Below are 25,302 nucleotides of genomic sequence, written 5' to 3' on the forward strand. Positions count from 1 at the left end.
CCGTCATGAGGATATCTACAAACTCCTCCTCAAGATGCTCAGAGAGAATCCTCTCTGCTAGTCATGACCCAAGAAAAAAAAGGGGTGACAAGCGCCGCGTCTGCGTCTATGCCCAACACGTCCCCGTCAGCCTGGAACCTGTCGGTCGGACAAGGGGACACCGCCGACACCAACCCCGCTTCTTGCAGAAGGAGAATCATCTGGTGAGCAACTCGCGTACGTTCAGCACCTTCAACCACTTCATCCTCTGGTTTGGCGCTTCCATCTCCATTGCGGAGATCGTCACCGGCACCCTGCTTGCACCGCTCGGTCTTATGCAAGGTCTGCAAAGCATCCTCCTCGGCCATGTCATCGGCGCATCCGTCCTGATGCTGGCGGGCCTGACAGGCGCCTGCAGCGGGCTCTCGGCCACAGCGACCTTCCGCATATCCTTCGGTCGCTATGGTTCCTATGTCTTTTCCGTCCTCAACATGGTGCAGCTGCTGGGCTGGACGGCGGTCATGATCATCTGCGGCGCCAAGGCTCTGGACGGCATTGCCCGTGTCCTTCTGGGCTTTGAGCAGGAAAAGCTCTGGTGCCTGCTCATCGGCGGGCTGATCCTCATCTGGATATCCCGTGGCCTGCAAGCCATTTTCCGTATCCATACCGTCGTGGTCGTGGCCTTGTTTTGCTGTTTCATGGCGCTGGCCTACAAGGTGGGGACATCTCCCGTTCCTGCCGCGACGGACCGGACGGACGCTCTCAGCTTCGGCAGCGGCGTGGAGATGAGCGTCACCATGTGCCTGTCCTGGCTGCCGCTCATCTCCGACTATTCCCGCACGCTCAAGCGCCCCGTCAGCGGCACGCTCATCGGCGTCATGGGCTATTTCTTCGGCAGTATGCTCATGTTTTCCATCGGATTGGGGGCGGCCCTGCTGGCCGGGACCTCTGAGATCAGCGAAATGCTGCTCGGCGCGGGCCTCGGCGTTGCCGGACTCTTTATCGTAGCTTTTTCCACCGTAACGAACACGTTTTTGGACGCTCACTCCGCCGGCGTCAGCGCGGCCAACATCACGCCGCGCGTCAATGAACGGCTGGTCGGTATCACCGTCTGCGCGCTGGGCACCCTCGTGGCGCTGTTCGTGCCCATGAGTCAGTACGAGCAGTTCCTCTATTTCATCGGTTCGGTCTTTGCCCCGCTCTTCGCCATTTTGCTGGTGGACTTTTTTGTCTTCAAACGGAGGGACACCGAACAGCTCCTCAATGTGCCCAATCTGCTGCTCTGGCTGGCGGGCTTCATCGTCTACAGACTGCTGCTCTCCACAAGCATCTTTCTGGGCACGACCTTCCCGGTCATGTGCATCATCGCCCTGGCTTGCCTGCTCATGAATCTCTTGCGCGGCAAAAGGCCCGCTCCGGCATGTTGATCCATTCGGAACGAGACGGCGGCACAGTGCCGCCCGGCCAAAACCAAGTGGAAAAATCGCGTTTTTTCCACAAACGACAGGCCGTATGGCTTGCAACGCGAAGCGTTTCAAGCTGAAAAAGCTCAAAAAAAGGAGGGACGCGGCGCGTCCCTCCTTTTTTGTTACCTCTGGCGCAAGCCTACCAGCCGGATCCCTGCGTATCGGCCGGTATGGTGTATTCCCGTATTTCATTTACCCGGTCATCGGGCTCAAGGGTGTATTCCCGTACTTCATTGAATATCCGGCCATCGGGCTCAAGTCCGACGCTGCGCGCCTTTTCATACCATTGGGCGGATTGGGCAGGATCTTCATTCACGCCCACGCCATGCTCGTAGCAGGCGCCGACAAAGAGCATGGCCTGCCCATAGCCGCCTTGCGCCGCCTTGAGCGCCCACTCAAAAGCCGTTTGCGGATTCTTTTCCACAAAGCGCCCCTTGGCGTAATATTGGGAAAGCGCATAGGCCGCTTCCGGCAGTCCGCCGTCGGCGGCACGCTGCATCCACTGGAGCGCCTGCGATCCGTCCTGAGGAACGCCGATACCGGACTGATAGGCATAAGCCAGCAGAAGCTGCGCCTCCACATCGTTCTGTTCAGCCGCCAGCGCGTACCACTGCGCGGCAGTCTCCATGTTCTGCTCAACGCCGAGCCCGCTTTCATAGCAGCGGCCCAGCATGACCTGCGCCCGCGGATTGCCTTCGCTGGCCAGCGGCTGCACCAGGCGGAGCGTGGTGGCGTACTGCCCGATGTTGAAGGCTTTCCAGGCACGGTCAAGCGTATCTTCCGGGCTGGCGGCCAGAACGGAGCCGGTCGTGCCCGACAGGGAGATCCCGGCCGCCAGCGCCGCAGCGCAGGCCCAGCGGGCATATTTGCGGAATCGATCTTTCATGCGTATACTCCTTTGCGGGGAAAACTCTGCCGTCCAGCATACAAGCATGGCTACCCTCTCCACAAGGGGAAAATGCCCCTGCCGGCGGCTGATGAAACCACTCCCCCCGGAAAACATGATCCACTCACCTCGAATCCTCATCCGCGGCGCGGGCGAAATGGCCACAGGGATCGCCCTGCATCTGGCGGCGGCTGGTTTTGACCGGCTGGCCCTTCAGGAAACACCGCATCCCACGGCCATACGCCGGGCCGTCTGCTTTTCCGAAGCCGTTGCCGAAGGATGCTGGCAGGTACGAGAAAAAAAAGCCCGTCACCTGCAACAACCGGAGCAGTGTCATACCTGCTGGGCACAGGATGAGATCCCTGTCCTGACTTGCGCGGAAGAAACGACCTTGCACGTCGTGTGTCCGACCATCTTCATCGAAGCCACCTTGCGTAAACGCCCTGTCCCCCTCGGCAGCCATCTGGCTCCGCTGGTCGTTGCGCTGGGGCCCGGCTTCACGGCAGGGCGGGACGCGCATCTTGTGGTGGAGACCCATCCCGGACACTGCGGCGAAATCCTATCCCACGGCGCGGCACACGAGCCGGCAGAAAACAAACACCCCGGGCACGCTGCCGTATGTCATATCCGTGCCCCGCGCGACGGTTGCTTTCGTACCGGCCGCAGTCTGGGCGAACACATCGAGACCGGCAGTCCTGTCGGCTTCCTGCAAACCGAAACGGAAGCCCTTGCCCTGCACGCGCCCATGTCGGGCATGTTGCGCGGCCTGCTGCGCGATGGAACGCCTGTGCGGCAGGGCGGCAAGGTAGCCGATCTGGACGACAGGCCCCACATCACCCCAGAAACACTTTCCAGCCGAGCCACCGTCCTCGGACAAGTCGTGACACGCCTTGTCCGACAGTGGCTGCAAGGAGACGACGCATATGCATCCCACTGAACAGCCTCCCCGTGAAAACGGCTCGCCGCAGGAGCCACAAGTCCACGAGGCCGAAGTCCTGCACGAACAGGGCCGCCACGATGAACATGGTACGGGCAACGGCGCGCGAAGGACAAGTTACACGGTCCGCTTCGTGCAGTTTGGGCAATCAGGTTTCGGCGCGACCCCTTCTGAAGGCTGCCTGGCCCCGGCCATCACCTTTGGCCTCTTTTTGGGCTGTCTTGTCCAGCTGGGCATCCTGGCAGCCATCGGCTTTGTGGTCTTCTGGTGCGTCGGCGCCGTAGTCGGCACACTGCTCCAGGTACGGCGCACCCTCAACAGACAGCCGACCAATCCCTGGATCTGGCGCGTCGCCAACTGGCTGGTCTGCCTGATGCTGGTCTCCTGGCTGGCCGAAGGGCGCCCATGAGCGCTGACTGGCATGTCTACCTGCTCCGCTGCGCCGACGACAGCTTGTACTGCGGCGTGACCACGGACGTGACGCGCCGTCTCGCCCAGCACAACGGACTGCTGCCCGGTGGCGCCCGCTATACCCGCACTCGCCGCCCCGTGCGGCTGGAAGCCTGCCGTGCCTGTAGCGACCGTTCACAGGCTCTGCGGCTCGAGGCCCGCATAAAAAAAACGCCCCGGCGGGAAAAATGCCTCCTGCTGCGCACCGCAACGTTATGATCAGTCTGCAAACCGCCCTGACTTTTTTTGGCATCGCCCTTGGCCTGGCCGTCGCCCCCGGCCCGGACATCCTCTTTGTGCTCACGCAGTCCGCCCTCTACGGCGCACGCGCCGGTCTGGTCACCACACTGGGTCTCATGAGCGGACTTTTCTTTCATACCGCGCTGGTAGCTGTGGGTGTGGCCGCCATCTTCCAGCATTCTCCCACAGCCTTTTTGCTGCTCAAGGGAGCCGGGGCCGCCTACCTGCTCTATCTGGCCTGGCTTTCGCTGCGTGCCGGCGCCGTGATGGCGCAGGGGAAACAGGGCCTGTTCATCGGCTATGCGGCACTCTACCGCCGCGGCGTATTCATGAACATCACCAACCCCAAGGTCACGCTTTTTTTCCTTGCCTTTTTGCCACAGTTCTGTTCCCCTGAACGCGGAAGCATGGTCATGCAGATCGTCCAACTCGGTCTGCTCTTCCTGCTGGCGACAGGCATCGTTTTCGGTCTCACGGCCCTGCTCGGCGGTCGTCTGGCCATATGGTTCAATACGAGTCCGCGCGCGCAGGTGATCATGCACCGTCTGGCGGCACTGGTGTTTGCCGGATTGGCCTGCTCGCTGCTGCTGACGGTCTAAGTCCTTTTTCCGACGGCAGAGATCCCGTCTACTCTACCCATCGAGAACTCCATGCAGCACCATCATCTCCTTTCCCTCAATGATCTTCCACCGGACGGCAGGCGGCTCACCGTGGACGACGCATCCCTCTGGACAGCGAACCTGCGGGAATTCCACATGGATTGCCGGGTGGAACATCCTCTGAAAGTCGAACTGCAAATCCTGCCCGTGGAAGATGGCTATCTGGTGCGCGGCGAACTGACGGGCGGCGTCATCGTGCCCTGCAATCGCTGCGCGGAAGATGTGCACATCGCGCTGGACAGCCGCTTCGAGGAATTCGAGGATGTGCCGGACGGCGAAGATGAGGCCGACGAGCAGCCGGGCGACAGTCACATCCTGCTGGATAAGGGCGTGCCCATGCTGGACCTTGCGGCGCTCTGCTGGGAGGAGTTCGTGCTTGCGCTGCCCATGAATCCCCTTTGCCATGAAGATTGCAAGGGGCTTTGCCCCCAGTGCGGCGCCAATCTCAACACCACCGCCTGTCATTGCACGCGAGACGAGGGCGACCCCCGGCTGGCTGTATTGCGCGGACTTTCGCTGCAAAAAGACTGGACAGAGAAAAAATAATCAGCTAAAGTTTCAGCCCTTGAGCGAATACTCTTCGTCATAGACCGACAACACTTTCCGCCGTGGCGGAGAAGGAGAACATCATGGCTGTCCAGCAGAACAAAAAGTCCCGTTCCCGTAAGGGTATGCGTCGTTCCCATGACCGCGTGGCCGTGCCCGCCGTCATCTATTGCTCCTGCGGCGAGCCGACCGTGCCCCACAGCATCTGCCCCAATTGCGGCACCTACAAGGGCCGTCAGGTGGTCGCCAAGAACGACGCGGAATAATGGACACGCGCCCCATCATAGCCGTGGATGCCATGGGAGGCGATTTCGGTCCTTCCGTGGTGGTGCCGGGCGCCATTGAGGCCGCCCGGCTTCATGACCTGCACGTCCTGCTGGTGGGCGATACGCCCAAGATCGAAGCGGAACTGGGCAAGCTCGATCTTGCCGGTGTGCAGTTCGATATCGTCCATGCCGATGATGTGGTGCACATGAACGAAAAGCCGTCGGATATCCTCCGGCGCAAGAAGAATGCTTCCATACAAGTAGCCTGTCGTCTCGTCAAGGACGGCGCGGCACAGAGCGTCGTCAGTGCCGGGCATTCCGGGGCGACCGTTGCCTGCGGCATGTTCATCATGGGACGACTGGCCGGAGTGGAACGGCCCGCTCTTGCCGCGCTGCTGCCCACCGAAAAAAATCCCGTCGTCGTTTTGGATGCCGGAGCCAATGTCGATTGCCGCCCCTACCATCTCTTCCAGTTCGGCCTCATGGGAGACGCCTTTGCCCGGGATCTGCTGAACTACGCTTCGCCGCGCGTCAGCTTGCTGAGTATCGGAGAGGAAGAAGGCAAGGGCAACAGTCAGGTGAAGGAAGCCTACGAACTGCTCAAGCTGGCACAAAATCTGAATTTCATCGGCAACGCGGAAGGCCGCGACATCTTCACCGGCGATGTGGATGTGGTGGTGTGCGACGGCTTTGTGGGCAATGTGGTGGTCAAGATGAGCGAAGGGCTGGCCAGTTCGCTCATCCGGATGCTCAAACGTGTTTTCACCTCCGGCGTACTGCCTGCCCTCGGCGGTATGCTGGCCAAGGGCGCATTCAAGAAGTTCGCCACCACCATCGATTATGCCGAATATGGCGGCGCTCCCCTGCTGGGCCTTCAGGGACTGGCTATCGTGTGTCATGGCCGTTCCAATTCCCGCGCCATGATGAATGCCATCAAGATGAGCGGCAACTTCGTCCGCAAGGGCACCAATGATCGCCTGGCGGAGACCATCCTTGCCAACGAGGAGCTGACGCGCTTCTCGCGGGCCATCTAACATTTCCCCTATCACTCGAGCTTTCGTTATGAACGCACGCTGCAATCTTCTTTCCTTGAGCAGTCATGTGCCTTCTCAGGTGCTGACCAATGACGACCTCGCAAAAATGGTCGACACCAGCGATGAATGGATCACCACCCGTACGGGCATCAAGGAACGTCGGCGTCTGGCTGCCACGGAAAATGCCTCGGATCTGGGCTACAAGGCAGCGCTCAAGGCACTGGACGAAGCCGGCATGAAGGCCGGTGAGCTGACGCATGTCATTGCCGCGACGTGCACGCCGGATTCCCTCTGCCCGTCTGTCGCCTGCATCATCAGCGGCAAGCTGGGTGCCGGCGCAGTCATGGCCTTTGACGTCAGTGCCGCCTGTTCCGGTTTTCTTTATGGCCTTTCGCTCTGCCGCAGCATCCTTGCTCAGGATCCCGCAGCCAAGATCCTCTTTGTCTGCGCCGAAGCCCTGACCCGCCGTTCCGACTGGACGGACCGCACGACCTGCGTCCTGTTCGGTGACGGCGCGGGAGCCTGCATCCTTACCGCTGACGATCGTCCGCCGCTGGCCACGCTGGAGGACGCCATCTGCAAGAGCGACGGCAGTCTCAACCAGCTCATCATCGTCGGTGGCGGTACTGCAAGCCAGTACAAGCAGGGGGATCCTGTCGGCAGCGATTTCTTCATCCACATGCAGGGACGGGAAGTCTATCGGCACGCCGTCCGGCAGATGTCGTCCATTTGCGAAGAGATCCTTGAACGCAATGGTCTGAGCATTCGGGACGTGGATCTTTTTGTGCCCCATCAAGCAAATCTGCGCATCATCGAGGCTGTGGGCAGCCGACTGGAGATAGATGCCGACAAGGTGTTCACCAATGTGGAGCACTACGGCAACACCTCCTCAGCCTCCGTCCCGCTGGCCCTTGTGGAAGCCAGAGCCCAGGGCCGTCTCGAACCCGGTATGCGGGTGCTGATGACGGCATTCGGCGGCGGGCTGACCTTTGGCGCAACATTGCTGCGCTTCTAGCTCCACGCCTGTCGTGTGGCGACTTGCCTCCGGCAAGAGGGCGCGCGGCGCGTTTGCCACGCGACCGGCGAAGCGTCTGCATTGCCTTTGACGCCCCTTTCGTGTAGTATCTGAAAAATTTTTTTGAGGTATCGCATGAGCGCACTTTCCCCAAGCGTCCCGACCGCGCTTGTTACCGGCGGATCGCGCGGCATCGGCCGTGCCATTGCTCTGACCCTTGCCAAGGACGGCTTTCAGGTCCTGCTGACCTATGTGAGCCGCCCCGAAGAAGCAGAGGAGACCGTTGAGGCCATCCGCACGGCAGGCGGTACGGCACAGGCGGCAGCGCTCAACGTGGGCGACGCCGAAGCCGTATCGACCTTCTTTGCCGAGCAGGTCAAGGACAAGCTCCTGCTGGCCGCTTTGGTCAACAACGCCGGCATCACCAAGGACGGTTTTCTCGTCCGCATGAAGGACGAGGATTTTGATCGCGTGCTGACCATCAATCTGCGCGGCGCTTTCCTGTGCACCCGGGAGGCTGCCAAGATCATGAGCAAGAACCGGCGCGGGCGTATCGTCAACATTTCTTCCGTCGTCGGCCAGATGGGCAATGCCGGACAGGTCAACTACTCTGCCGCCAAGGCCGGTCTGCTTGGCCTGACCAAGTCGTGCGCCAAGGAGCTGGCCGCTCGCAACATCACGGTCAATGCCGTGGCGCCCGGCTTCATTGAAACGGACATGACCGCCGCCCTGCCGGATGATGTGCGCGCCGCCTATGCCGAAGCCATCCCCCTCAAGCGCATGGGGACAGCGCAGGAGATCGCGGATGCGGTCTCCTTCCTCGTGTCGGACAAGGCTGCTTACATCACCGGCCAGGTACTTGGCGTCAACGGCGGCATGTACTGCTAGTTGCAGCCGACAGGCGGCGTTTGCCGCCTTTTCCCATTTGTAAAATACTCAATCTGGAGGAATCCCATGTCTGATGTCGCTGATAAGGTGAAAAAAATCATTGTGGACCAGCTCGGCGCCAATGCCGATGACGTCAAGCCCGAAGCGTCCTTTGTGGAAGATCTCGGCGCCGACTCTCTGGACCTGACGGAACTGATCATGGCGATGGAAGAAGAGTTCGATATCGAGATCGCCGATGAAGATGCCCAGAAGATCCTGAAAGTCCAGGACGCCATCAGCTATATCGAAAGCAAGAAGGGCTAAGCATCATAGCCTGTCTGCCGGGCAACGGGCGCTGCCCGTTGCCCGGGAACTCTCCGTGGCAAAACGCCAGTCCTGCAAGAAGGAGCATACATGAGCCGCCCCCGCGTCGTCATTACTGGTTTGTCCGGCCTGACTCCGCTGGCCAACGATATCGAGACCACCTGGAAACGCCTTATTGCCGGCGAATCCGGTCTGGGTCCCATCACGCATTTTGATTGTTCGGCCTACGATTCGCGCATAGCGGGCGAAGTAAAGGGCTTCGATCCCGAGGCGTTCATTCCTGCCAAGCAGGCGCGCCGCATGGACCGCTTTACCCAGTTTGCCGTGGCCGGGGCGCAGATGCTGCTCAAGGACGCCGACTTTGCCATCAATGAAAGCAACGCCTATGACGTGGGGGTCATCCTGGGCGTCGGGCTGGGCGGCCTGCAGACTATCGAGACCTATCACGCCAAACTCCTGCAGAGTGGTCCCTCCAAGGTCTCGCCCTTCCTCATCCCCATGCTCATCTCCAATATGGGGCCGGGGCAGATCGCCATGTTTACCGGAGCCAAAGGCCCCAACATCGTGACCACCACGGCCTGTGCCTCGGCCATCCACGGCATCGGTACAGCCTACAGTGAAATTTTGCTCGGGCGCATCTCGGCCGCCATCACCGGCGGCGTGGAAGCGACCATCACTCCGCTTGGTGTTGCCGGATTTACCGCTCTCAAGGCGCTTTCCACCCATTACAATGACGATCCGACCAAGGCCTCCCGTCCCTTCGACAAGGCGCGTGACGGTTTCGTCATCGGGGAAGGGGCCGGCCTCATCATGCTGGAGACTCTGGAATCCGCCCGGGCCCGCGGCGCGCGCATCTATGCCGAACTCGTCGGCTACGGCGCGTCCGACGACGCCTACCACATGACGGCCCCCTGCGAAGACGGCAGCGGCATGATCCGTGTCATGCGCAATGCGCTGCGTGACGCCAATCTTTCTCCGGACGCCATCGGCCACATCAACGCCCACGCCACGTCCACCATGCTGGGCGACAGGGCGGAAAACAAAGCCGTCAAGGAAGTGTTCGGCGCGCACGCCAAAAAAATCAAGATCTCCGCCACCAAATCCATGACCGGTCACCTTCTGGGGGCCTCCGGCGGCATCGAATCGGTATTCACGGCGCTTGCTCTCTACCACGAGACCCTGCCCGGCACCATCAATCTGGTCGATCCCGATCCCGAATGCGATCTGGATTATCTGGCCGACGGTTCCGAGCGTGTCGCGTGCGAATACGCCATGTGCAACTCCTTCGGATTTGGCGGCACCAACGCGAGCATCATCCTCAAAAAGTGGACGGAATAGGCGGCGCGACAGCATCGGCCGGTTGCTTCTGGCCTGTCCCACGCGCTTTTTTGTAGTTGACCACAACCGCAGCACCAGCCCGGAGGAGCCCTTAGATGGACCATATTCTGTTGCAGGATCCTGAACTTGCGCAGGCCATTGCCCTTGAATCCAGCCGCCAGATGAGCAAGCTGGAGCTCATTGCTTCTGAAAACTTCGTGTCCGACGCCGTGCGTGAAGCTCAGGGCAGCGTCCTGACACACAAGTATGCCGAGGGCTATCCCGGCAAGCGGTACTACGGCGGCTGCGAATACGTGGACATTGCCGAACGCCTTGCCCAGGATCGTGCCAAGCAGCTCTTTGGTTGCGAGTATGTCAACGTGCAGCCGCATTCCGGCTCCCAGGCCAACATGGCCGCCTATTTTTCCTGCCTTGAACCCGGCGCGACCATTCTGGGCATGAACCTCTCGCACGGCGGCCATCTGACCCACGGCAGCCCGGTCAACTTCTCCGGCAAACTGTTCACTTTTGTGGCCTACGGCGTGCAAAAGGAAACCGGCTGCATCGACTATGACGAAGTCGCCGCGCTTGCCCGCCAGCACAAGCCTGCCGCCATCATGGCTGGCGCCAGCGCCTATCCCCGGAAGATCGATTTTGCCCGTTTCCGGGCCATTGCCGATGAAGTGGGCGCCATCTTGCTGGTGGACATGGCTCACATCGCCGGTCTGGTAGCCGCTGGTCTGCACCCCAGCCCCATCCCTCATGCCCATATCACCACCACGACCACGCACAAGACGCTGCGCGGTCCGCGCGGCGGCATGATCCTTTCCGACGAGAGCCGCGCAAAATCCCTGAACAGCCAGATCTTCCCCGGCATCCAGGGCGGCCCGCTCATGCATGTCATCGCGGCCAAGGCCGTTGCTTTCGGTGAGGCCCTGCATCCCCGCTTCAAGGTCTATCAGCAGCAAGTGCTCGACAACTGCGCCGTTCTGGCCCGTACGCTCATGGACGCCGGTTTCGATCTTGTCTCCGGCGGCACGGAAAACCATCTCATGCTGGTGGACCTCACCAATAAGGACATCACCGGCAAGGATGCCGAACATGCGCTGGACATGGCGGGCATCACGGTCAACAAGAATACCGTTCCCTTTGAGACGCGCTCGCCCTTCGTCACCTCCGGCATCCGCATCGGCACAGCGGCCCTGACCACCCGGGGCATGAAGGAAGACGACATGCGCCAGGTGGGGCAGTTCATCGTGGAAGCGCTGGAACGCACCACGGACGAAGCCGCTCTCGCCGCCATCAGCAAGCGTGTGGAAGAATTCGCAAGAGCCTTCCCCATTTTTGCCTGGTAAGCCTGCTCGCTCTTGTTGGGCCGTCCCAGTGGCGGCCCTTTTTTATTCATGCTTGGCTTTTGCCGCTCTGGCGTGTACCATGCCTGCAGTGAGTTGTCCCATGCAGAACAGACTTCCCTGGCCGGATTATTTCATGAACATCACCTATATGGTGAGTGAACGCTCCACCTGTTCCCGTCGGAAGGTAGGCGCCATTGCCGTCAAGGATAAGCGCATTCTGGCCACAGGATATAACGGCGCACCTGCCGGGGTCCCTCACTGTCTCGAGATCGGCTGCCTTCGTCAGGAGCTGGGCATACCATCCGGCCAGCGCCATGAGATATGCCGCGGCCTGCACGCCGAACAAAATGTTATCGTTCAGGCCGCCGTACACGGTGTGAGTATTGCCGGAGCTCAACTCTACTGCACTACCCATCCCTGTGTCCTTTGTGCCAAGATGCTCATCAATTGCGGTATCCGGCACGTCTTTTTTCATCAATATTACCCCGACGAGCTGGCCAGCCGTATGTTCAAGGAAGCGGGCGTGACGGTGGAGCAGCTTCATTTTTCCCCCATGCAGATCAAGGACGTGCCGCATGTCTGAGCCGACGATGTACGAACCCTTCATGCGGACGGCCATGGCGCTTGCCGAGCGCGGTCGCTGGCAGACCTGTCCCAATCCCACGGTGGGAGCCGTTCTCGTGCGGGACGGGAGTGTGCTTGCCGAAGGCTGGCATCATGCCTGCGGCGATGCCCATGCCGAGGTGGAGTGCCTTCGGGATGCGGCGGAAAAAGGCGTGGATCCGCGCGAATGCACTCTTGTCGTCACTCTTGAGCCTTGCAACCATCAGGGCAAGACGCCTCCCTGCACGGACCGGATCCTGGAAGCGGGCATCCGGCGTGTGGTCATCGGTATGCGTGACCCCAATCCGGTAGCCGCCGGAGGCGTCGAACGCCTGCGGGCGGCCGGCGTCGACGTCATTGAAGGCGTTTGCAAGCAGGAATGCCGGGATCTGGTAGCCGATTTTCTGGTTTGGCAGGAAAAAAAACGCCCCTATCTGATCCTCAAGCTGGCCAGTACCCTGGACGGACGTATAGCCACCCGTACCGGACATTCCCAGTGGGTCAGTTGTGCGGCATCTCGTGCCGGGGTCCATGCTCTGCGGGCCGATATCGGTCACGCCGGGGGGGCCATCATGGTGGGCGGCGGGACGTTGCGGGCGGACAACCCTCGTCTGACAGCCCGGACGGAGAAGGAGAATAGCCCACAGCGTCAGCCTTGGGCCTGCGTAGTGACATCACGCCTTCCGGCCGTCAACAGTGACTGTCATCTGCTGCGTGAGCGCCCGGAACAGACCATCTTCATCTCCACGCCCGCTGTGGCGGCTTCGCGGCTGGCACATGAACTGCGGGATCTGGGAGCGCGGGTGCTTTCCGTCCCCCCACTGGCCAAGGGAAGCCTGGACATGGGCAGTATGCTCACACGATTGCATGAAGAGATAGCCTGTCCGTATATCCTCTGCGAAGGCGGCGGCAGACTGGCCCTCTCGCTGCTGGAATGCGGCCTTGTGGACGAATTCCACCTGCACCTTGCTCCGCGCATCCTGGGTGACAATCAGGCGGTGCCCCTCTTTGACGGACGCACTCCCCTGCAACTGGATGAGGCCCTGCAGATGCGCATCAGCGATCTGCGGCGCTGCGGGGACGATGTGCAGATCATCCTGCGGCCGCTCGGTTAGGGGGCGGGATGTTCACCGGCATCATCCAGTGCACCGGCATTCTGACGGACGTTGTGCGGACCGGCGAGGAACGGCGCTTCACCATTCGCCCGGCAGCGCCCTTTGCCGATATGCGGGATGGAGAATCCATCGCGCTCAATGGCGTGTGCCTGTCCGTCGAGTCGCACACGCCGCAGGACTATGTGGTCTACGCATCGGCCGAGACCGTGAACCGCAGCACGCTGGGAAGCCTCTCCATCGGCACCGAGGTGAATCTCGAACGGGCTCTGGCGCTGGGCGATCGTCTGGGGGGGCATCTTGTCAGTGGTCATGTGGATTGCGTCGCCCGTGTACGGCGGCTGCTCTCCGCCGGTTCGTCTCTGCGGGTCGAGCTGGAATATCCTGCCGCCTACGCCCCGGAAGTGATCAGCAAGGGGTCCGTCTGTCTTGACGGCATAAGCCTGACGATAAATGATTGCGGTCGGGACTCGTTGCAGGTAAACGTCATCCCCGATACGCAAAAGCGCACGGCCATGCGCCATTGGCGGCCGGGCTCCGCCGTCAATATGGAAACGGATGTCATCGGGAAATACGTTCGCCGTCTTTTCCAGTGCGGCGTGGTCCGGGATGGCGGCATGGCGGCCCCACCCGTTGGCGGCAGTCCTGTGATCAACTACGATTTTCTGCGGCAAAACGGTTTTTTGTAAAAGAGGCCCTGCCTCTGCCGTGATCGCCGCCACGGCATATCTACAACAGATCAGACAACACGGCCTTCTTTGCATCGACGGCAGAAGGCGTCTACTCCAGGAGTCAGCATGAGCACACCTACCGTCATCGCCGGGCAGATGGACGCCAAGGGCCTCCATATCGCCATCGTGGCTACCCGCTTCAATGATTTCATTGTGGAACGCCTTGTGGGCGGCGCTGTGGACTATCTGGAGCGTCACGGACTGGACGCCGCGGACCTGACCATCGTCCGCATCCCCGGCGCTTTCGAGTTGCCGCTTGTCTGCCAGAAGCTCGCGGCCAGCCGCAAATATCACGGTATCGTGGCCCTCGGAGCGGTCATTCGGGGGGCCACGCCGCACTTTGACTATGTCTGCGCCGAAGCCAGCAAAGGCATCGCGCAAAGTATGCTTGCCCATGAGACCCCCATCGGTTTCGGTCTGCTGACCTGCGACAGCATCGACCAGGCCATCGAGCGCGCCGGTTCCAAGGCCGGCAACAAGGGCGTGGAAGCCGCCGCCGCCATGCTGGAAACCATTCGCGTGCTGGAGCAGTTGTAGACCATGAGCAAGGGCAAGAACGCCAGCCGTCGCGCCGAGCGCGCACAGGCTTTTCAGGTATTGTACGGCCTTTCCTTTTCCTCGGACGCCACCATGCGGGACGTGCGCCGGGCCTTCCTTTTCTTCCCTGACAACAAGGAACTGGAGCCGGTGGAAGACGAGGGCCTCCTGCCCCCGCCGTCCGGTTTTGCTTGGGAACTCGTGCAGGGAGTCTGGACGCGGGCCGATGAGCTTGACCAGCACCTTGCCCGTTTTTCCCGCAATTGGCGCGTTGACCGCATGGGCCGGGTCGAACGGACCATCCTTCGTCTGGCCATGTACGAACTGCTGTACCGTCAGGATGTCCCTGCCAGGGTAGCCATCAGCGAGGCACTGGACCTTACCCGCCAGTTCGGAGAGGACAATGCCGCCGCCTTTGTGAACGGCATCCTGGACGCCGCGGCCAAAGCGGCGGAGAACGGCACGCTCCTCCCCGGCCCCGACGCGGATAAAAAGTAGGGGTCGTCCCGGAACCGGAAAAAGACTCCCGGCCGCACGGTCCGACGTGTGCCGCATAACGACAACAACACTCTGTCCCACGCTGTATTGCCATGAGCCAAGACCGCTATACCCCCAATGAGATCGAACTGAAATGGCAGGCCCGCTGGCAGGCGGACAATGCCTTTGCCTGCTCCCACGAAAGCGACAAGCCCAAATATTACTGCCTGGAGATGTTCCCCTACCCGTCAGGCAATATCCACATGGGCCATGTACGCAACTACTCCATCGGTGACGTGGTGGCCCGCGTCAAGCGTATGCACGGCTACAACGTCCTGCACCCCATGGGTTGGGACGCCTTCGGCCTGCCGGCCGAAAATGCGGCCATCAAGCACAAGACCCACCCGGCCAAATGGACATACGCCAATATCGACAACATGCGCGCCCAGCTCCAGCGTCTGGGCTATTCCTATGACTGGTCCCGCGAAACGGCGACCTGCCGCCCGGAATACTACCGCTGGGAGCAGGAGTTCTTCCTGCGCTTTCTGGAAAAGGGCCTCGTCTACCGCAAGAAGGCTCCGCAGAACTGGTGTCCTTCCTGCCATACCGTGCTGGCCAACGAGCAGGTCATCGACGGCCTGTGCTGGCGCTGCGACAGCCGTGTGGAACAGAAGGATCTGACCCAGTGGTTTCTGCGCATCACCGCCTACGGCGACGAGCTCCTGGAGGATCTTGCCAAGCTGGAAGGCGGCTGGCCGGAGCGCGTGCTGGCCATGCAGCGCAACTGGATCGGCAAGTCCCACGGGGCCGCCATCGCCTTCGCGCTGGAAAAGCCGCTGCCCGGCAAGGAACGCATCGAAGCGTTCACCACCCGACCGGATACGGTCTTTGGCGTGAGCTTCCTCACGCTCGCCCCGGAACACGAGCTGGTGGAGCACCTTATCGACGGCTACGAAAAAGCCGATGAAGTGCGCGCCTTCGTTACCCGCATCCGCAACATGGACCGTCTGGAACGACAGTCCGACGTGCTGGAAAAGGAAGGCATATTTACCGGAGCCTATGTGCGCCACCCCTTCACCGGCGAGCGCGTGCCCCTCTGGCTGGGCAACTTCGTGCTGGCGGACTACGGTACCGGTGCGGTCATGGGCGTGCCTGCCCACGACCAGCGCGATTTTGAATTTGCCCGCAAGTATGATCTGCCCATCAAGGTGGTCATCTCCCTGAAGGACGCCCCGCTTGACCCCGCTACCATGAGTGAGGCCTATAGCGGTGAAGGCGTGATGATCCATTCCGGCGAGTTTGACGGCATGGCCAATACTGAAGGCAAGCAGGCCGTGGCCCGCAAACTGGAGGCGGACGGCAACGGCCGCGCCACCACCCAGTTCCGCCTGCGGGACTGGAACATCTCCCGCCAGCGCTTCTGGGGGGCCCCCATCCCTGTCGTCTACTGCGACGCCTGCGGCGTCGTCCCGGAAAAGTGGGAAAATCTGCCCATCACCCTGCCGCTGAATGCCCAGATCAATGAGGACGGGCGCTCTCCCCTGCCGCAGATGGAAAGCTTTACCCGCTGCACCTGCCCGCAGTGCGGCGGACCTGCCCGGCGGGAGACCGATACCATGGACACCTTTGTGGAATCTTCATGGTATTTTGCCCGCTACACATCGGCCCGCAAGGAAGACGGCCCCTTCGATATGGAAGCCCTGCGCTACTGGATGCCGGTCGATCAGTACATCGGCGGCGTGGAGCACGCCATCCTGCATCTGCTCTATGCCCGCTTCTTCACCAAGGCCCTGCGCGATCTGGGCTATTTCCCGCCGGATCTCGAAGAACCCTTCAGTCGCCTGCTCACTCAGGGCATGGTGCTCAAGGACGGCAGCAAGATGTCCAAATCCAAGGGCAACATCGTTGCTCCCTCGGAAATGATCGACAAGTACGGCGCGGATACCGTGCGTCTGTTCTGCCTGTTCGCCGCCCCGCCGGAACGTGACTTCGACTGGTCGGACAGCGGCATCGAAGGCGCTTCGCGCTTCCTGCAGCGCGTCTGGCGGCTCTTTGTGGAAGAGGAAGACCGCTTCCTGCCGGTACGCGGCTGCTCCGCCACCGCTGCGGACGTGCTGAACGACACGGCCCGTGATCTGCGCCGGCGTGAGCATCTCACCGTCAAGAAGGCCGGGGAAGACATGTCCCGCCGCTTCCAGTTCAATACGGCCATTGCCGCCGTCATGGAGCTGGTCAACGCCATGTATCTTGCCCGCGAGAAGATGGGGCAGGATGAAGGGGACCGCCGAGTCTTCTCCTCGGCCATGGCCTCGGTGCTGACCCTGCTCTCCCCCATTACGCCGCACATTTGCGAAGAGTTGTGGGAACGGCTCGGCCACACGACCTCCCTGCAGGATGAAGCCTGGCCCGAATGGGACGAGTCCGCCCTGCAGCAGGACAGCGTCACCATCGCCCTACAGGTCAACGGCAAGCTGCGCGGCACCATCGACGTGCCCGCTCAGGCCGACAAGGCCGCTCTGGAAGCCGCGGCCCGTGAAGATGCCGCCGTGCAACGGCATACCGCCGGATTGACCATCCGCAAGGTCATCGTCGTGCCCGGAAAACTGGTCAATATCGTGGCCAATTAAGCCTGTCTCCTGCGCGCCATCCGGGGCATCTACCGGATGGCGCGCAGGTCACATCAGCGCCACCCGCGCTTCTCCTCCTCCTTTTGCCGCCCGCAGGCCGACATGTCGCATCCCGGATTCACCTTCCTCATCTGCCCGGACAGCCGCCTGCTGCAGGCGCACATGGAGGGTCTACTCTCCTCCGCCAAGGCGGACAGCCGCTGGGAACGGCATGTCTACTGGGGTGACGAGGAACCGCCTCCGCGCTTCTGGGAACAGCTCACCCTGCAGGGACTGTTCGGCACGCCGCGCGTGCTGGTAGTTCGGCAGGCACATCTCTGGCCCGCCGCCGTCTGGAAAAAGATCTCCGCCGCTCTGGGGCACCCTTCCGAACAGTGCTGGCCCTTCTTCTGTCTTGAAGTGTCCTGGGAACGAGGACAGCCGAAGATCCCCGCCCATCTGGCCAAGCTGCGGTGTTTTGCCTATGCCGAGCAGCAGGGGTGGATCTGGCGCAATGAAGGACTCACGGAACGCGGCCTGCGCCGATATGTACAGGAACGGGCCACGGCGCTGGGACTGCGTTTTTCTCCCGATGCGCTGGATCAATTCTGCGCCTCTGTCCCGGTGACCGCGCAAGCGGTGGAAAACGAATTGCAAAAGCTGCTCCTGCTGGCTCCTGAGGATACGTCGCCCTCGGCCGCCTCCCCGCTGCGGGTGGATGTCGCCATGCTGGCCACAGCCTCCTGGAGCCCGGACTGCAATGTCTTTGCTCTTATCAGGCATCTTGAGGCCGCCAACCTGCCCGCCGTCTGGAAGGAACTCGAACGAGGCCGCCGCGACGGCGACAGCCTCATTTTTTCCCTGCTGGCCCTGCTGGCCCGTGAATTCCGCCAGCTCTGGCAGCTGCTGGCCGGAGAAAAGGTCCGCATGTCGCCAACGGAGACCGGCCCCAAGCAGCAGCTTGCCCGTCGTCTGGGGTTTGAGGGCCTGAGTCAGGGGCTTGCCCTGATCATGGATACGGAATGGCAGATCAAGAGTGGTCGCCGCAGCCCGGAGCAATGTCTGGACTTTCTGGCCGCCGAGATGTGCCGCCTGTTTGCCCGGGGACGGAGTTGACGCGTGACGGCCTCTGCTCGCGCCATCATCCTCATTCCGCCTTTTTCCATCCCCTCCCCTTGCCTTGCGCCAAAAACGCCTTACCCTATGACTGCCCCTAAAGCCGTTCCTCTGCCGGAGCGGCTGCGGCCCGAGAGCGTATCCTCATGACTGACAGGACGCCCCTTCCCGCCGGAACCGCCGGTCATCGCGCCCGCCTGCGCCAGCGGCTGGCCCGAGACGCGCAGACCGTGGAAGATTACGAGATTCTGGAACTGGTGCTGGGCTTTGCGCTGACCCGCAAGGATACCAAGCCGCTGGCCAAGGAACTGCTCCGCCGTTTCGGGAGCATACGCGGCGTATTGGATGCCCGGCCCGATGAACTGCAGGCGGTGAGCGGCTTTGGTCCCGGACTGCTTTCCCTCTGGCAGCTTCTGCGTGAGTTGCTGGCGCGCTACCAGAGTTCACCATTGCGCCGCCGCGAGGAGATCGCCACACCAGAGGCCATTGCCCATCTGGCGCGTACCCAGCTGGCCGGTTGTCCGCACGAGGAATGCTGGCTGGCCCTGCTCAACGGCGGCAATTTCCTCATCGGCTGGGAACGCTTGCGGCAGGGCAATGTCAGCACGGTCCCGATCCTGCCCCGCGATGTGCTGGAGCTGGCCCTGCTGCGCAAGGCCCGGGGCATCATCGTGGTCCACAATCACCCCGGAGGGCAGGCGCGGCCGTCGCAGCCTGACCTGCGCCTGACGCAGGGCTTGGAGCATCTCGCGCCGCAAATGGGACTGCGCATGGTGGATCATGTCATTGTTACCGAAAACGACTGCTACAGCATCCTGCAGGGCAGGTATCTCTAAGCAGTCGAGGAGATATACCTATGTCTGACAGCAAATTCGATCTGGAAAAGGCGCTCGGTGACATGCTGCGCGCTTCGGGTCTGTCGGCCTCCGAAGAAAGGGAAGACGGCCCCGAGCTGCAGCAGATCCCCGATCAGCTCCCTGTGCTGCCGCTGCGCGATGTGGTCATTTTCAGCCACATGATCCTGCCGCTCTTCATCGGTCGCGACAAGTCCGTGGCCGCCGTGGAGGCAGCCCTCAAGGATGGGCGGCACCTGCTGGTCTGCGCCCAGCGCGATGAAGCCACCGAGGATCCCGTCCCCGCCGACCTCTATGATACCGGTACCGTGGTGCAGGTCATGCGGATGCTCAAGATGCCCGACGGGCGTATCAAGATCCTGGTGCAGGGCATCAGCCGGGCGCGCATCACGGACTATGCCCGACAGGAGCCGTTCCTCCTTGCCCATCTCGAACCCATCACCGACCCGGAAGCCCCCCAGGACGCTACCGTCGAGGCGCTGCTGCGTACCGCCCGCGAAGAAAGCGAAAAGGTGCTGCACCTGCGCGGCGTCGCCTCGCCAGATGTCATGAGCGTCCTGCAGGGCGTGACCGATCCGGGCCGTCTGGCCGACCTCATTGCCGCCAATATCCGTATGAAGACTCAGGATGCCCAGCGTATCCTTGAGGCTGTGGACCCGGTGGAACGCCTGACGCTCGTCAATGCCCAGCTGCATCGAGAGGTGGAAGTGGCCACCGTACAGGCCAAGATACAGAGTTCGGCCCGCGAAGGCATGGACAAGGCCCAGAAAGAGTATTTTCTGCGCGAACAGCTCAAAGCCATCCGACATGAGCTGGGCGATACCGGCGAAGGCGAGACCGAGGACGATGTGGACGAATTGCGCAAGGCGCTGGACAAAGCCAAACTGCCCCCGGCCGTCCGCAAGGAGGCGGACAAGCAGTTGCGCCGCCTGTCCGCCATGCACTCGGACGCCTCAGAGGCCAATGTGGTGCGCACCTATCTGGACTGGCTCGCAGAACTCCCCTGGAAGAAATCCAGCCGGGACAATCTGGACATCGCCAATGCCGAAGCCATCCTCAACGAGGACCATTACGGCTTGGAAAAGGTCAAGGACCGCATCCTGGAATTCCTGAGCGTGCGCAAACTCAATCCGCAATCCAAGGGCCCCATCCTCTGCTTTGCGGGCCCTCCCGGCGTGGGCAAGACCTCGTTGGGGCGCTCCATCGCCCGCGCTCTGGGGCGCAAGTTCCAGCGCATCTCACTGGGCGGTATGCGGGATGAAGCGGAGATCCGGGGACACCGCCGCACCTATATCGGCTCCATGCCCGGCCGCATCATCCAGGCCATCAAGCAGGCCGGGACCAATAATCCTGTCATCGTGCTGGATGAAGTGGACAAGCTGGGCTCGGATTTTCGCGGTGACCCCTCCTCCGCCCTGCTGGAAGTGCTCGACCCGGAACAGAACAACAGTTTCAGCGATCATTATCTGAACGTGCCCTTTGATCTTTCCCGGGTCATGTTCCTTTGTACGGCCAATCATCTGGACACCATCCCGGCCGCCCTGCGCGACCGCATGGAAGTCATTTCTCTGCCCGGCTATACCCTGCAGGAAAAGATGATCATCGCCCGCCGTCACCTGCTGCCCAAGAAGGTCGAGGAAAACGGCCTCAAGGACGGCGACGTGTCGCTTGACGACGCCGCGCTGGAAGCGGTCATCAAGGAGTATACCCGTGAGGCGGGCCTGCGTAATCTGGAGCGCGAACTCGGTTCCGTCTGCCGCAAGCTGGCCCGACGGCGGGCTGAGGGCGACCAGGCTTCCTTCAGCCTCACGGCGCGGGATGTGGAAAAGCTGCTCGGCGTTCCCCGTTTCATCGAGGATGAAAAGGACAAGGAGCTCCTTCCCGGCATGGCCCTCGGCCTTGCCTGGACGCCCGCGGGCGGCGAAGTGCTCACGGTGGAGGCGTCCTCCGTCTCCGGCAAGGGCGCACTGCTGCTCACCGGGCAGCTTGGCGACGTCATGAAGGAAAGCGCACAGGCCGCCATGAGCTACATCCGCAGCCGGGCGGCAGCGTTGGATGTCCCCGTCGACTTCACCACAGAGCATGACATTCATGTCCATGTGCCCGCCGGTGCGACCCCCAAGGACGGTCCCTCGGCCGGTGTCACCCTGACCACGGCGCTGATCTCCGCCTTCACCGGCAAAGCCGTGCGCGCCGACCTTTGCATGACCGGGGAGATCACCCTTCAGGGCCGCGTCCTGCCTGTGGGCGGCATCAAGGAAAAGATACTCGCCGGTGTGGCGCGCGGCCTAAAGCACGTCATCATCCCGCATCAGAACGTCAAGGATCTTGAGGAAGTGCCGAAAGACCTGCTCAAGCGTATCGCCGTGCACCCTGTCCGCCATTACGACGAGGTGCTGCAGCTGGCCTTTGCCGAAGGGACCCTGAAAGGCGATCATGCCGCCACAGGCAAGGCCCGCCGCACATCCGACGGAAAGAAAAAGGACAAGGACGCGCCGAAGACGAAAAAGACCTCCCGCCGCGCAACACCCAAAAGCGAATAGTCCGAAGGCGCAGGGAGGGAAGTCGCTCTTGTGTACGGCATCCCTCCCTCGCCTCCTCTCCCGCGGGCCATAGCCTCCCTTACGGCATCCCATGCTTCCTACGGATACTCTGGACATGCTCATGCAGCAGGCAGCCGTCCGTCTGCGCACAGCCGGCGACGACAGCTCGCATATCTGCGTTCGTGCACTGGCTCAAGCCGTCACCGGCCTTGACCGCACTGGGCTCATACTGGCTGGGCCCCGTCCCCTCGCCCCGGAGCTGGTTGCCCGACTGGACGAAGCTGTTTCCCGACGCTGCGCCGGGGAACCGCTGGCGCATATACTGGGACAAAAGGAATTTTTCGGACGGGATTTTGCCGTCACGACGGACACGCTCATCCCTCGCCCGGAAACGGAGTTGTTGGTGGAGCTGGCGCTCCAGCACATGCAGACGGCGGAAACATACCAGTCCGACAGCACACCCCTCCGCCTTGCGGATCTTGGCTCCGGGTCAGGTTGCATCGGCATCACCCTCCTCTGTGAGCATCCCCGCTGGCAGGGGCTGCTGCTGGACATCAGCCCGGCCGCTCTGGCCGTCGCCCGGCACAATGCCCGGACACATGGCGTGGAGCGCCGTCTGTGCTGTCTGACCGCTGATATGGCGTACGCTCCGCTTGCCCCCCGCAGCCTGCAGTTGCTGGTCAGCAATCCCCCTTACATCTCCCCCGCCGAGCGCCACGAAGTCATGGAGGAAGTCCTGCGCCACGAGCCGCACGCCGCGCTCTTCTCCCCCGATGACGGTCTGGCCCATCTGCAGGCCGCTTGCCGCGCCGCGGCCGCAGCGCTTGTTCCCGGCGGGCATCTGCTGCTGGAACACGGATGGCGGCAGGGCCCCGCCGTCCGCCAGATCCTGACCCGCTCCGGCTTCGCCAACGTGACCAGTCACACCGACCTCGCCGGGCACGAACGCTGCACGCAAGGCCGCTTATTGCGCTGATCTTTCGTTTTGTTGTTTTTTTGCGGGGGAGAGAGGGAAACCGTTTTGAAAAACGGTTCTCCCTCTCTCCCCCGCGCTCCCTCTCTCCCTTCCCAAAACTTTTGCTCTGGACGATCTAAGACGACGTTTACCGGCAGGCCCCCGTCTCTCACGTCCCCCGTCAGAATTGACGAAAAAATGTACGCTGACTTGTTCAGGGTTTGGCTGACTTGAGGTCGAGTCCGCCCTGCGCGCCGCGACGTTTGGCGTCTAGACAAACAAAGTTTTTGGGGGGATGGGGGGTGTGGGGGGAAGGGCCCCTTTGTTCACAAAGTGACCCTTCCCCCCACAAAAAAAAATCCCCGCACCCCAACAAAAAAACCGGGAACCGCTTCGCGCGAGCGAAGGGGTTCCCGGTCTGGCGGCGATGGCGCAGGGATATCTAGTCGTCCTGGCGGCGGCGCTCTTCCTCATCGCGGTAGAGCTTGTAGATGACGGAATCGGCCAGCGCCTGCCAGCTGGCCTCGATGATGTCGTGAGAGACGCCGACAGTGACCCAGGTGCGGGAGGCGTCGCCGGATTCTATGAGCACGCGGACGACAGAGGCGGTACCGCCGGGGCGGCCCACATCGTCAGCTGTGGTAAGGACGCGGACCTTGAAGTCCAGCAGGCGCATTTCGGCCAGTCGGGGATAGAAGGGCTTGAGGGCCTTACGCAGGGCGGTATCCAGCGCGTTGACCGGGCCGTTGCCTGTGGCGGCGGTATGCTCCACCACGCCTTCCACTTCCACCATGACGGTGGCCTCGTCCATGTTCTCGCCGGTACTGCCGCGCAGCGAGGTCACATGATAGCGGACAAGCTTGAAGAAATCGCGCACCCCACGCCGCGCCAGCTTGCGCAGGATGAGGAGCTCCACGCTGGCCTCGGCCGAGGCGTAGTCATAGCCCAGACAAGTCTTTTTCTTGAGCTCGTTGAACAGACCACGCACCACGGGTTCGTCCTTGTCCAGATGGAAACCGAAGCCGCGCGCCATGGAGACGATATTGCTGCGTCCGGCCAGCTCCGTGATGAGTATACGCTGGGCATTGCCCACGGTTTCCGGCGGCATATGCTCATAGAGCGAGGACGAACGGTTGACCGCGCTGGCGTGTACACCGCCCTTATGGGCAAAGGCGGACTTGCCCACGAAGGGTTGCCGCCGAAAAGGCTTCATATTGGCCACTTCGGCAAACCAGCCGGAAAGCGCGCTGAGCTGACGCAGGCGCTGGCTCTCGTCGGAAGGCAGGCAGGTCAGGCCGCACTTGACCTGCAACACCGGGATGATGGAGCAGAGATTGGCATTGCCGCAGCGCTCACCTACGCCGTTGAGGGTTCCCTGCACCATTTCAGCACCGTTCTGGACAGCCACAAGGCTGTTGGCTACAGCCATTTCGCAGTCATTGTGGGCATGGATGCCCAGCCGCACGTCAGGCAAGGCTGCCCGCAGGGCCGTCACGATGGCCGCTACCTCATCGGGCAGCGTGCCGCCGTTGGTATCGCAGAGGGTAGCGATCCGCGCACCGGCCTCATGTGCCGTGCGGATCACCGCCGTGGCGTATTCGGCATTACGCTTGTAACCATCAAAGAAGTGTTCGGCGTCAAAGTAGACTTCCCCGACAAAGCGGCAAAGGTAGGCAATGGAATTGCGAATGACCTCGAGATTACGTTCCGGCGTGATGTTCAGGGCTTCGCGGGCATGACGCTCGCAGGATTTGCCGAAAATGGTCACCGCAGGCACGGCGGCCTCCACAAGGGCATTGATATTGGGATCCGTCTCCGGCGTATTGGCGGGATGATGCGTACTGCCAAAGGCCGCGATGCGGGCATGTTTCAGATGATAAGAGGCAATTTCCCGAAAAAATTCCACGTCCACGGGATTGGAGCCCGGCCAGCCGGCCTCGATATAGTCGATGCCGAACTCGTCCAGCCGCAGGGCAACCTTGATCTTGTCCGCCGTGGAAAGGCTCACTTCCTCGGATTGCGTACCATCCCGCAGGGTGGTGTCATAGATGATGATTTTTTTGCCCATGCTCAGCTCTCCGTACATCGCGTTGGGTGACAGGCGCTTGCAGCGCGCCGGACATCTTGCGGAAAATACATCGTCGCCCGGCAGCTGGCAAGAGCGGCCCTGCGGCGGACCCTGGGCTCAAGGTCATATATAAATTTTGGGGGGAAGGGAAACCCCTCCGCCAGCGCGGGAGGGGTTTCCCTTCCCCCCAAGCCCCCCATTCTTTCCCCAGCGCGCTTTTATCAGGGGGGACAGAGCATGTGGCATGACATGTCATTTATATGAAGTCATTATACAATTTTCATTAGGGTCATGACTAGCAGAGAGTCCATAAAGAGGCTAAAAGCAAGTTATGACAATGAAAAACAAGTACGCTTGCC

At 61.7% G+C, this 25,302-nt stretch carries 25 protein-coding genes; 23 read left to right on the top strand and 2 right to left on the bottom strand.

The annotated features are described in order from the left end of the window. The first annotated feature begins 203 nt into the window (after positions 1 to 203). Positions 204 to 1,406: a putative hydroxymethylpyrimidine transporter CytX gene (cytX, locus tag Q0K00_RS06480; protein WP_297228155.1), complete on the top strand. Its 1,203-nt coding sequence runs from the start codon at positions 204 to 206 to the stop codon at positions 1,404 to 1,406. A gap of 178 nt (positions 1,407 to 1,584) precedes the next feature. Here the strand turns inward: cytX and Q0K00_RS06485 are convergent, their stop codons facing one another. After that, entirely contained in the window at positions 1,585 to 2,331 is a 747-nt protein-coding gene (locus tag Q0K00_RS06485) for a tetratricopeptide repeat protein (protein ID WP_297228156.1), read from the bottom strand. 91 nt (positions 2,332 to 2,422) lie between these two features. Here Q0K00_RS06485 and Q0K00_RS06490 point away from each other — a divergent pair, with 91 nt between their 5' ends. The 22 genes from Q0K00_RS06490 to prmC all read left to right on the top strand — a co-directional run bounded on the left by Q0K00_RS06490 (position 2,423) and on the right by prmC (position 22,896). Beyond that, entirely contained in the window at positions 2,423 to 3,268 is an 846-nt protein-coding gene (locus Q0K00_RS06490; protein ID WP_297228157.1) for a molybdenum hydroxylase, read from the top strand. Further along, positions 3,255 to 3,677, top strand: a complete 423-nt coding sequence (locus Q0K00_RS06495) for a hypothetical protein (protein WP_297228158.1) — start codon at positions 3,255 to 3,257, stop codon at positions 3,675 to 3,677. The genes Q0K00_RS06490 and Q0K00_RS06495 overlap by 14 nt, the downstream gene beginning before the upstream one ends. After that, positions 3,674 to 3,937, top strand: coding sequence for a GIY-YIG nuclease family protein (locus tag Q0K00_RS06500; RefSeq protein WP_297228159.1), 264 nt, complete (start codon positions 3,674 to 3,676; stop codon positions 3,935 to 3,937). The genes Q0K00_RS06495 and Q0K00_RS06500 overlap by 4 nt, the downstream gene beginning before the upstream one ends. Continuing rightward, positions 3,934 to 4,557: a LysE family translocator gene (locus Q0K00_RS06505; protein WP_297228160.1), complete on the top strand. Its 624-nt coding sequence runs from the start codon at positions 3,934 to 3,936 to the stop codon at positions 4,555 to 4,557. Before Q0K00_RS06500 ends, Q0K00_RS06505 begins: the two co-directional genes overlap by 4 nt. Before the next feature lie 51 nt (positions 4,558 to 4,608). Next, a complete protein-coding gene (locus Q0K00_RS06510) occupies positions 4,609 to 5,163 on the top strand; it encodes a DUF177 domain-containing protein (protein WP_297228161.1) in 555 nt (184 codons plus the stop codon). An 83-nt stretch (positions 5,164 to 5,246) separates the two neighbouring features. Continuing rightward, entirely contained in the window at positions 5,247 to 5,429 is a 183-nt protein-coding gene (gene rpmF, locus Q0K00_RS06515; protein WP_296305090.1) for a 50S ribosomal protein L32, read from the top strand. After that, positions 5,429 to 6,463 carry a phosphate acyltransferase PlsX gene (plsX, locus tag Q0K00_RS06520; protein WP_297228162.1) on the top strand — a complete coding sequence of 345 codons (1,035 nt, stop codon included), beginning with the start codon at positions 5,429 to 5,431 and terminating at the stop codon, positions 6,461 to 6,463. The genes rpmF and plsX overlap by 1 nt, the downstream gene beginning before the upstream one ends. Before the next feature lie 28 nt (positions 6,464 to 6,491). Then, positions 6,492 to 7,478: a beta-ketoacyl-ACP synthase III gene (locus Q0K00_RS06525; protein WP_297228163.1), complete on the top strand. Its 987-nt coding sequence runs from the start codon at positions 6,492 to 6,494 to the stop codon at positions 7,476 to 7,478. Between the two features lie 135 nt (positions 7,479 to 7,613). Continuing rightward, the gene (gene fabG, locus Q0K00_RS06530) at positions 7,614 to 8,366 is read left to right on the top strand and encodes a 3-oxoacyl-[acyl-carrier-protein] reductase (RefSeq protein ID WP_297228164.1); all 753 of its coding nucleotides are present in this window, start codon (positions 7,614 to 7,616) and stop codon (positions 8,364 to 8,366) included. 66 nt (positions 8,367 to 8,432) lie between these two features. Continuing rightward, complete coding sequence (acpP, locus tag Q0K00_RS06535; RefSeq protein ID WP_297228165.1) at positions 8,433 to 8,669, top strand: acyl carrier protein; 237 nt, start codon at positions 8,433 to 8,435, stop codon at positions 8,667 to 8,669. 90 nt (positions 8,670 to 8,759) lie between these two features. Then, complete coding sequence (fabF, locus tag Q0K00_RS06540; protein WP_297228166.1) at positions 8,760 to 10,007, top strand: beta-ketoacyl-ACP synthase II; 1,248 nt, start codon at positions 8,760 to 8,762, stop codon at positions 10,005 to 10,007. A gap of 95 nt (positions 10,008 to 10,102) precedes the next feature. After that, positions 10,103 to 11,341: a serine hydroxymethyltransferase gene (glyA, locus tag Q0K00_RS06545; protein WP_297228167.1), complete on the top strand. Its 1,239-nt coding sequence runs from the start codon at positions 10,103 to 10,105 to the stop codon at positions 11,339 to 11,341. A gap of 100 nt (positions 11,342 to 11,441) precedes the next feature. Next, positions 11,442 to 11,924, top strand: a complete 483-nt coding sequence (locus Q0K00_RS06550) for a cytidine/deoxycytidylate deaminase family protein (RefSeq protein WP_297228168.1) — start codon at positions 11,442 to 11,444, stop codon at positions 11,922 to 11,924. After that, entirely contained in the window at positions 11,917 to 13,059 is a 1,143-nt protein-coding gene (ribD, locus tag Q0K00_RS06555; protein ID WP_297228169.1) for a bifunctional diaminohydroxyphosphoribosylaminopyrimidine deaminase/5-amino-6-(5-phosphoribosylamino)uracil reductase RibD, read from the top strand. Before Q0K00_RS06550 ends, ribD begins: the two co-directional genes overlap by 8 nt. A gap of 8 nt (positions 13,060 to 13,067) precedes the next feature. After that, the gene (locus Q0K00_RS06560) at positions 13,068 to 13,745 is read left to right on the top strand and encodes a riboflavin synthase (RefSeq protein WP_297228170.1); all 678 of its coding nucleotides are present in this window, start codon (positions 13,068 to 13,070) and stop codon (positions 13,743 to 13,745) included. Between the two features lie 108 nt (positions 13,746 to 13,853). Continuing rightward, on the top strand, positions 13,854 to 14,324 hold the full coding sequence (gene ribE, locus Q0K00_RS06565; RefSeq protein WP_297228171.1) for a 6,7-dimethyl-8-ribityllumazine synthase: 471 nt from the start codon (positions 13,854 to 13,856) through the stop codon (positions 14,322 to 14,324). A gap of 3 nt (positions 14,325 to 14,327) precedes the next feature. Then, on the top strand, positions 14,328 to 14,822 hold the full coding sequence (gene nusB / locus Q0K00_RS06570) for a transcription antitermination factor NusB (protein WP_297228172.1): 495 nt from the start codon (positions 14,328 to 14,330) through the stop codon (positions 14,820 to 14,822). 92 nt (positions 14,823 to 14,914) lie between these two features. Then, positions 14,915 to 17,428 (top strand): leucine--tRNA ligase, encoded by a 2,514-nt coding sequence (gene leuS, locus Q0K00_RS06575; protein WP_297228173.1) that lies wholly within the window; start codon positions 14,915 to 14,917, stop codon positions 17,426 to 17,428. A 102-nt stretch (positions 17,429 to 17,530) separates the two neighbouring features. Continuing rightward, positions 17,531 to 18,523, top strand: a complete 993-nt coding sequence (gene holA / locus Q0K00_RS06580; RefSeq protein ID WP_297228174.1) for a DNA polymerase III subunit delta — start codon at positions 17,531 to 17,533, stop codon at positions 18,521 to 18,523. A 146-nt stretch (positions 18,524 to 18,669) separates the two neighbouring features. Then, positions 18,670 to 19,359 carry a RadC family protein gene (gene radC, locus Q0K00_RS06585; protein WP_297228175.1) on the top strand — a complete coding sequence of 230 codons (690 nt, stop codon included), beginning with the start codon at positions 18,670 to 18,672 and terminating at the stop codon, positions 19,357 to 19,359. Positions 19,360 to 19,421: 62 nt separating this feature from the next. Further along, a complete protein-coding gene (gene lon / locus Q0K00_RS06590; protein WP_297228178.1) occupies positions 19,422 to 21,920 on the top strand; it encodes an endopeptidase La in 2,499 nt (832 codons plus the stop codon). Positions 21,921 to 22,011: 91 nt separating this feature from the next. Further along, entirely contained in the window at positions 22,012 to 22,896 is an 885-nt protein-coding gene (prmC, locus tag Q0K00_RS06595; RefSeq protein WP_297228176.1) for a peptide chain release factor N(5)-glutamine methyltransferase, read from the top strand. A 421-nt stretch (positions 22,897 to 23,317) separates the two neighbouring features. Here the strand turns inward: prmC and cimA are convergent, their stop codons facing one another. Next, on the bottom strand, positions 23,318 to 24,943 hold the full coding sequence (gene cimA, locus Q0K00_RS06600) for a citramalate synthase (protein WP_297228177.1): 1,626 nt from the start codon (positions 24,941 to 24,943) through the stop codon (positions 23,318 to 23,320). Positions 24,944 to 25,302 lie beyond the last annotated feature (359 nt).

The organism is uncultured Desulfovibrio sp. (assembly GCF_944327235.1).
In the GTDB taxonomy this organism is placed as follows: Bacteria; Desulfobacterota; Desulfovibrionia; order Desulfovibrionales; family Desulfovibrionaceae; genus Desulfovibrio.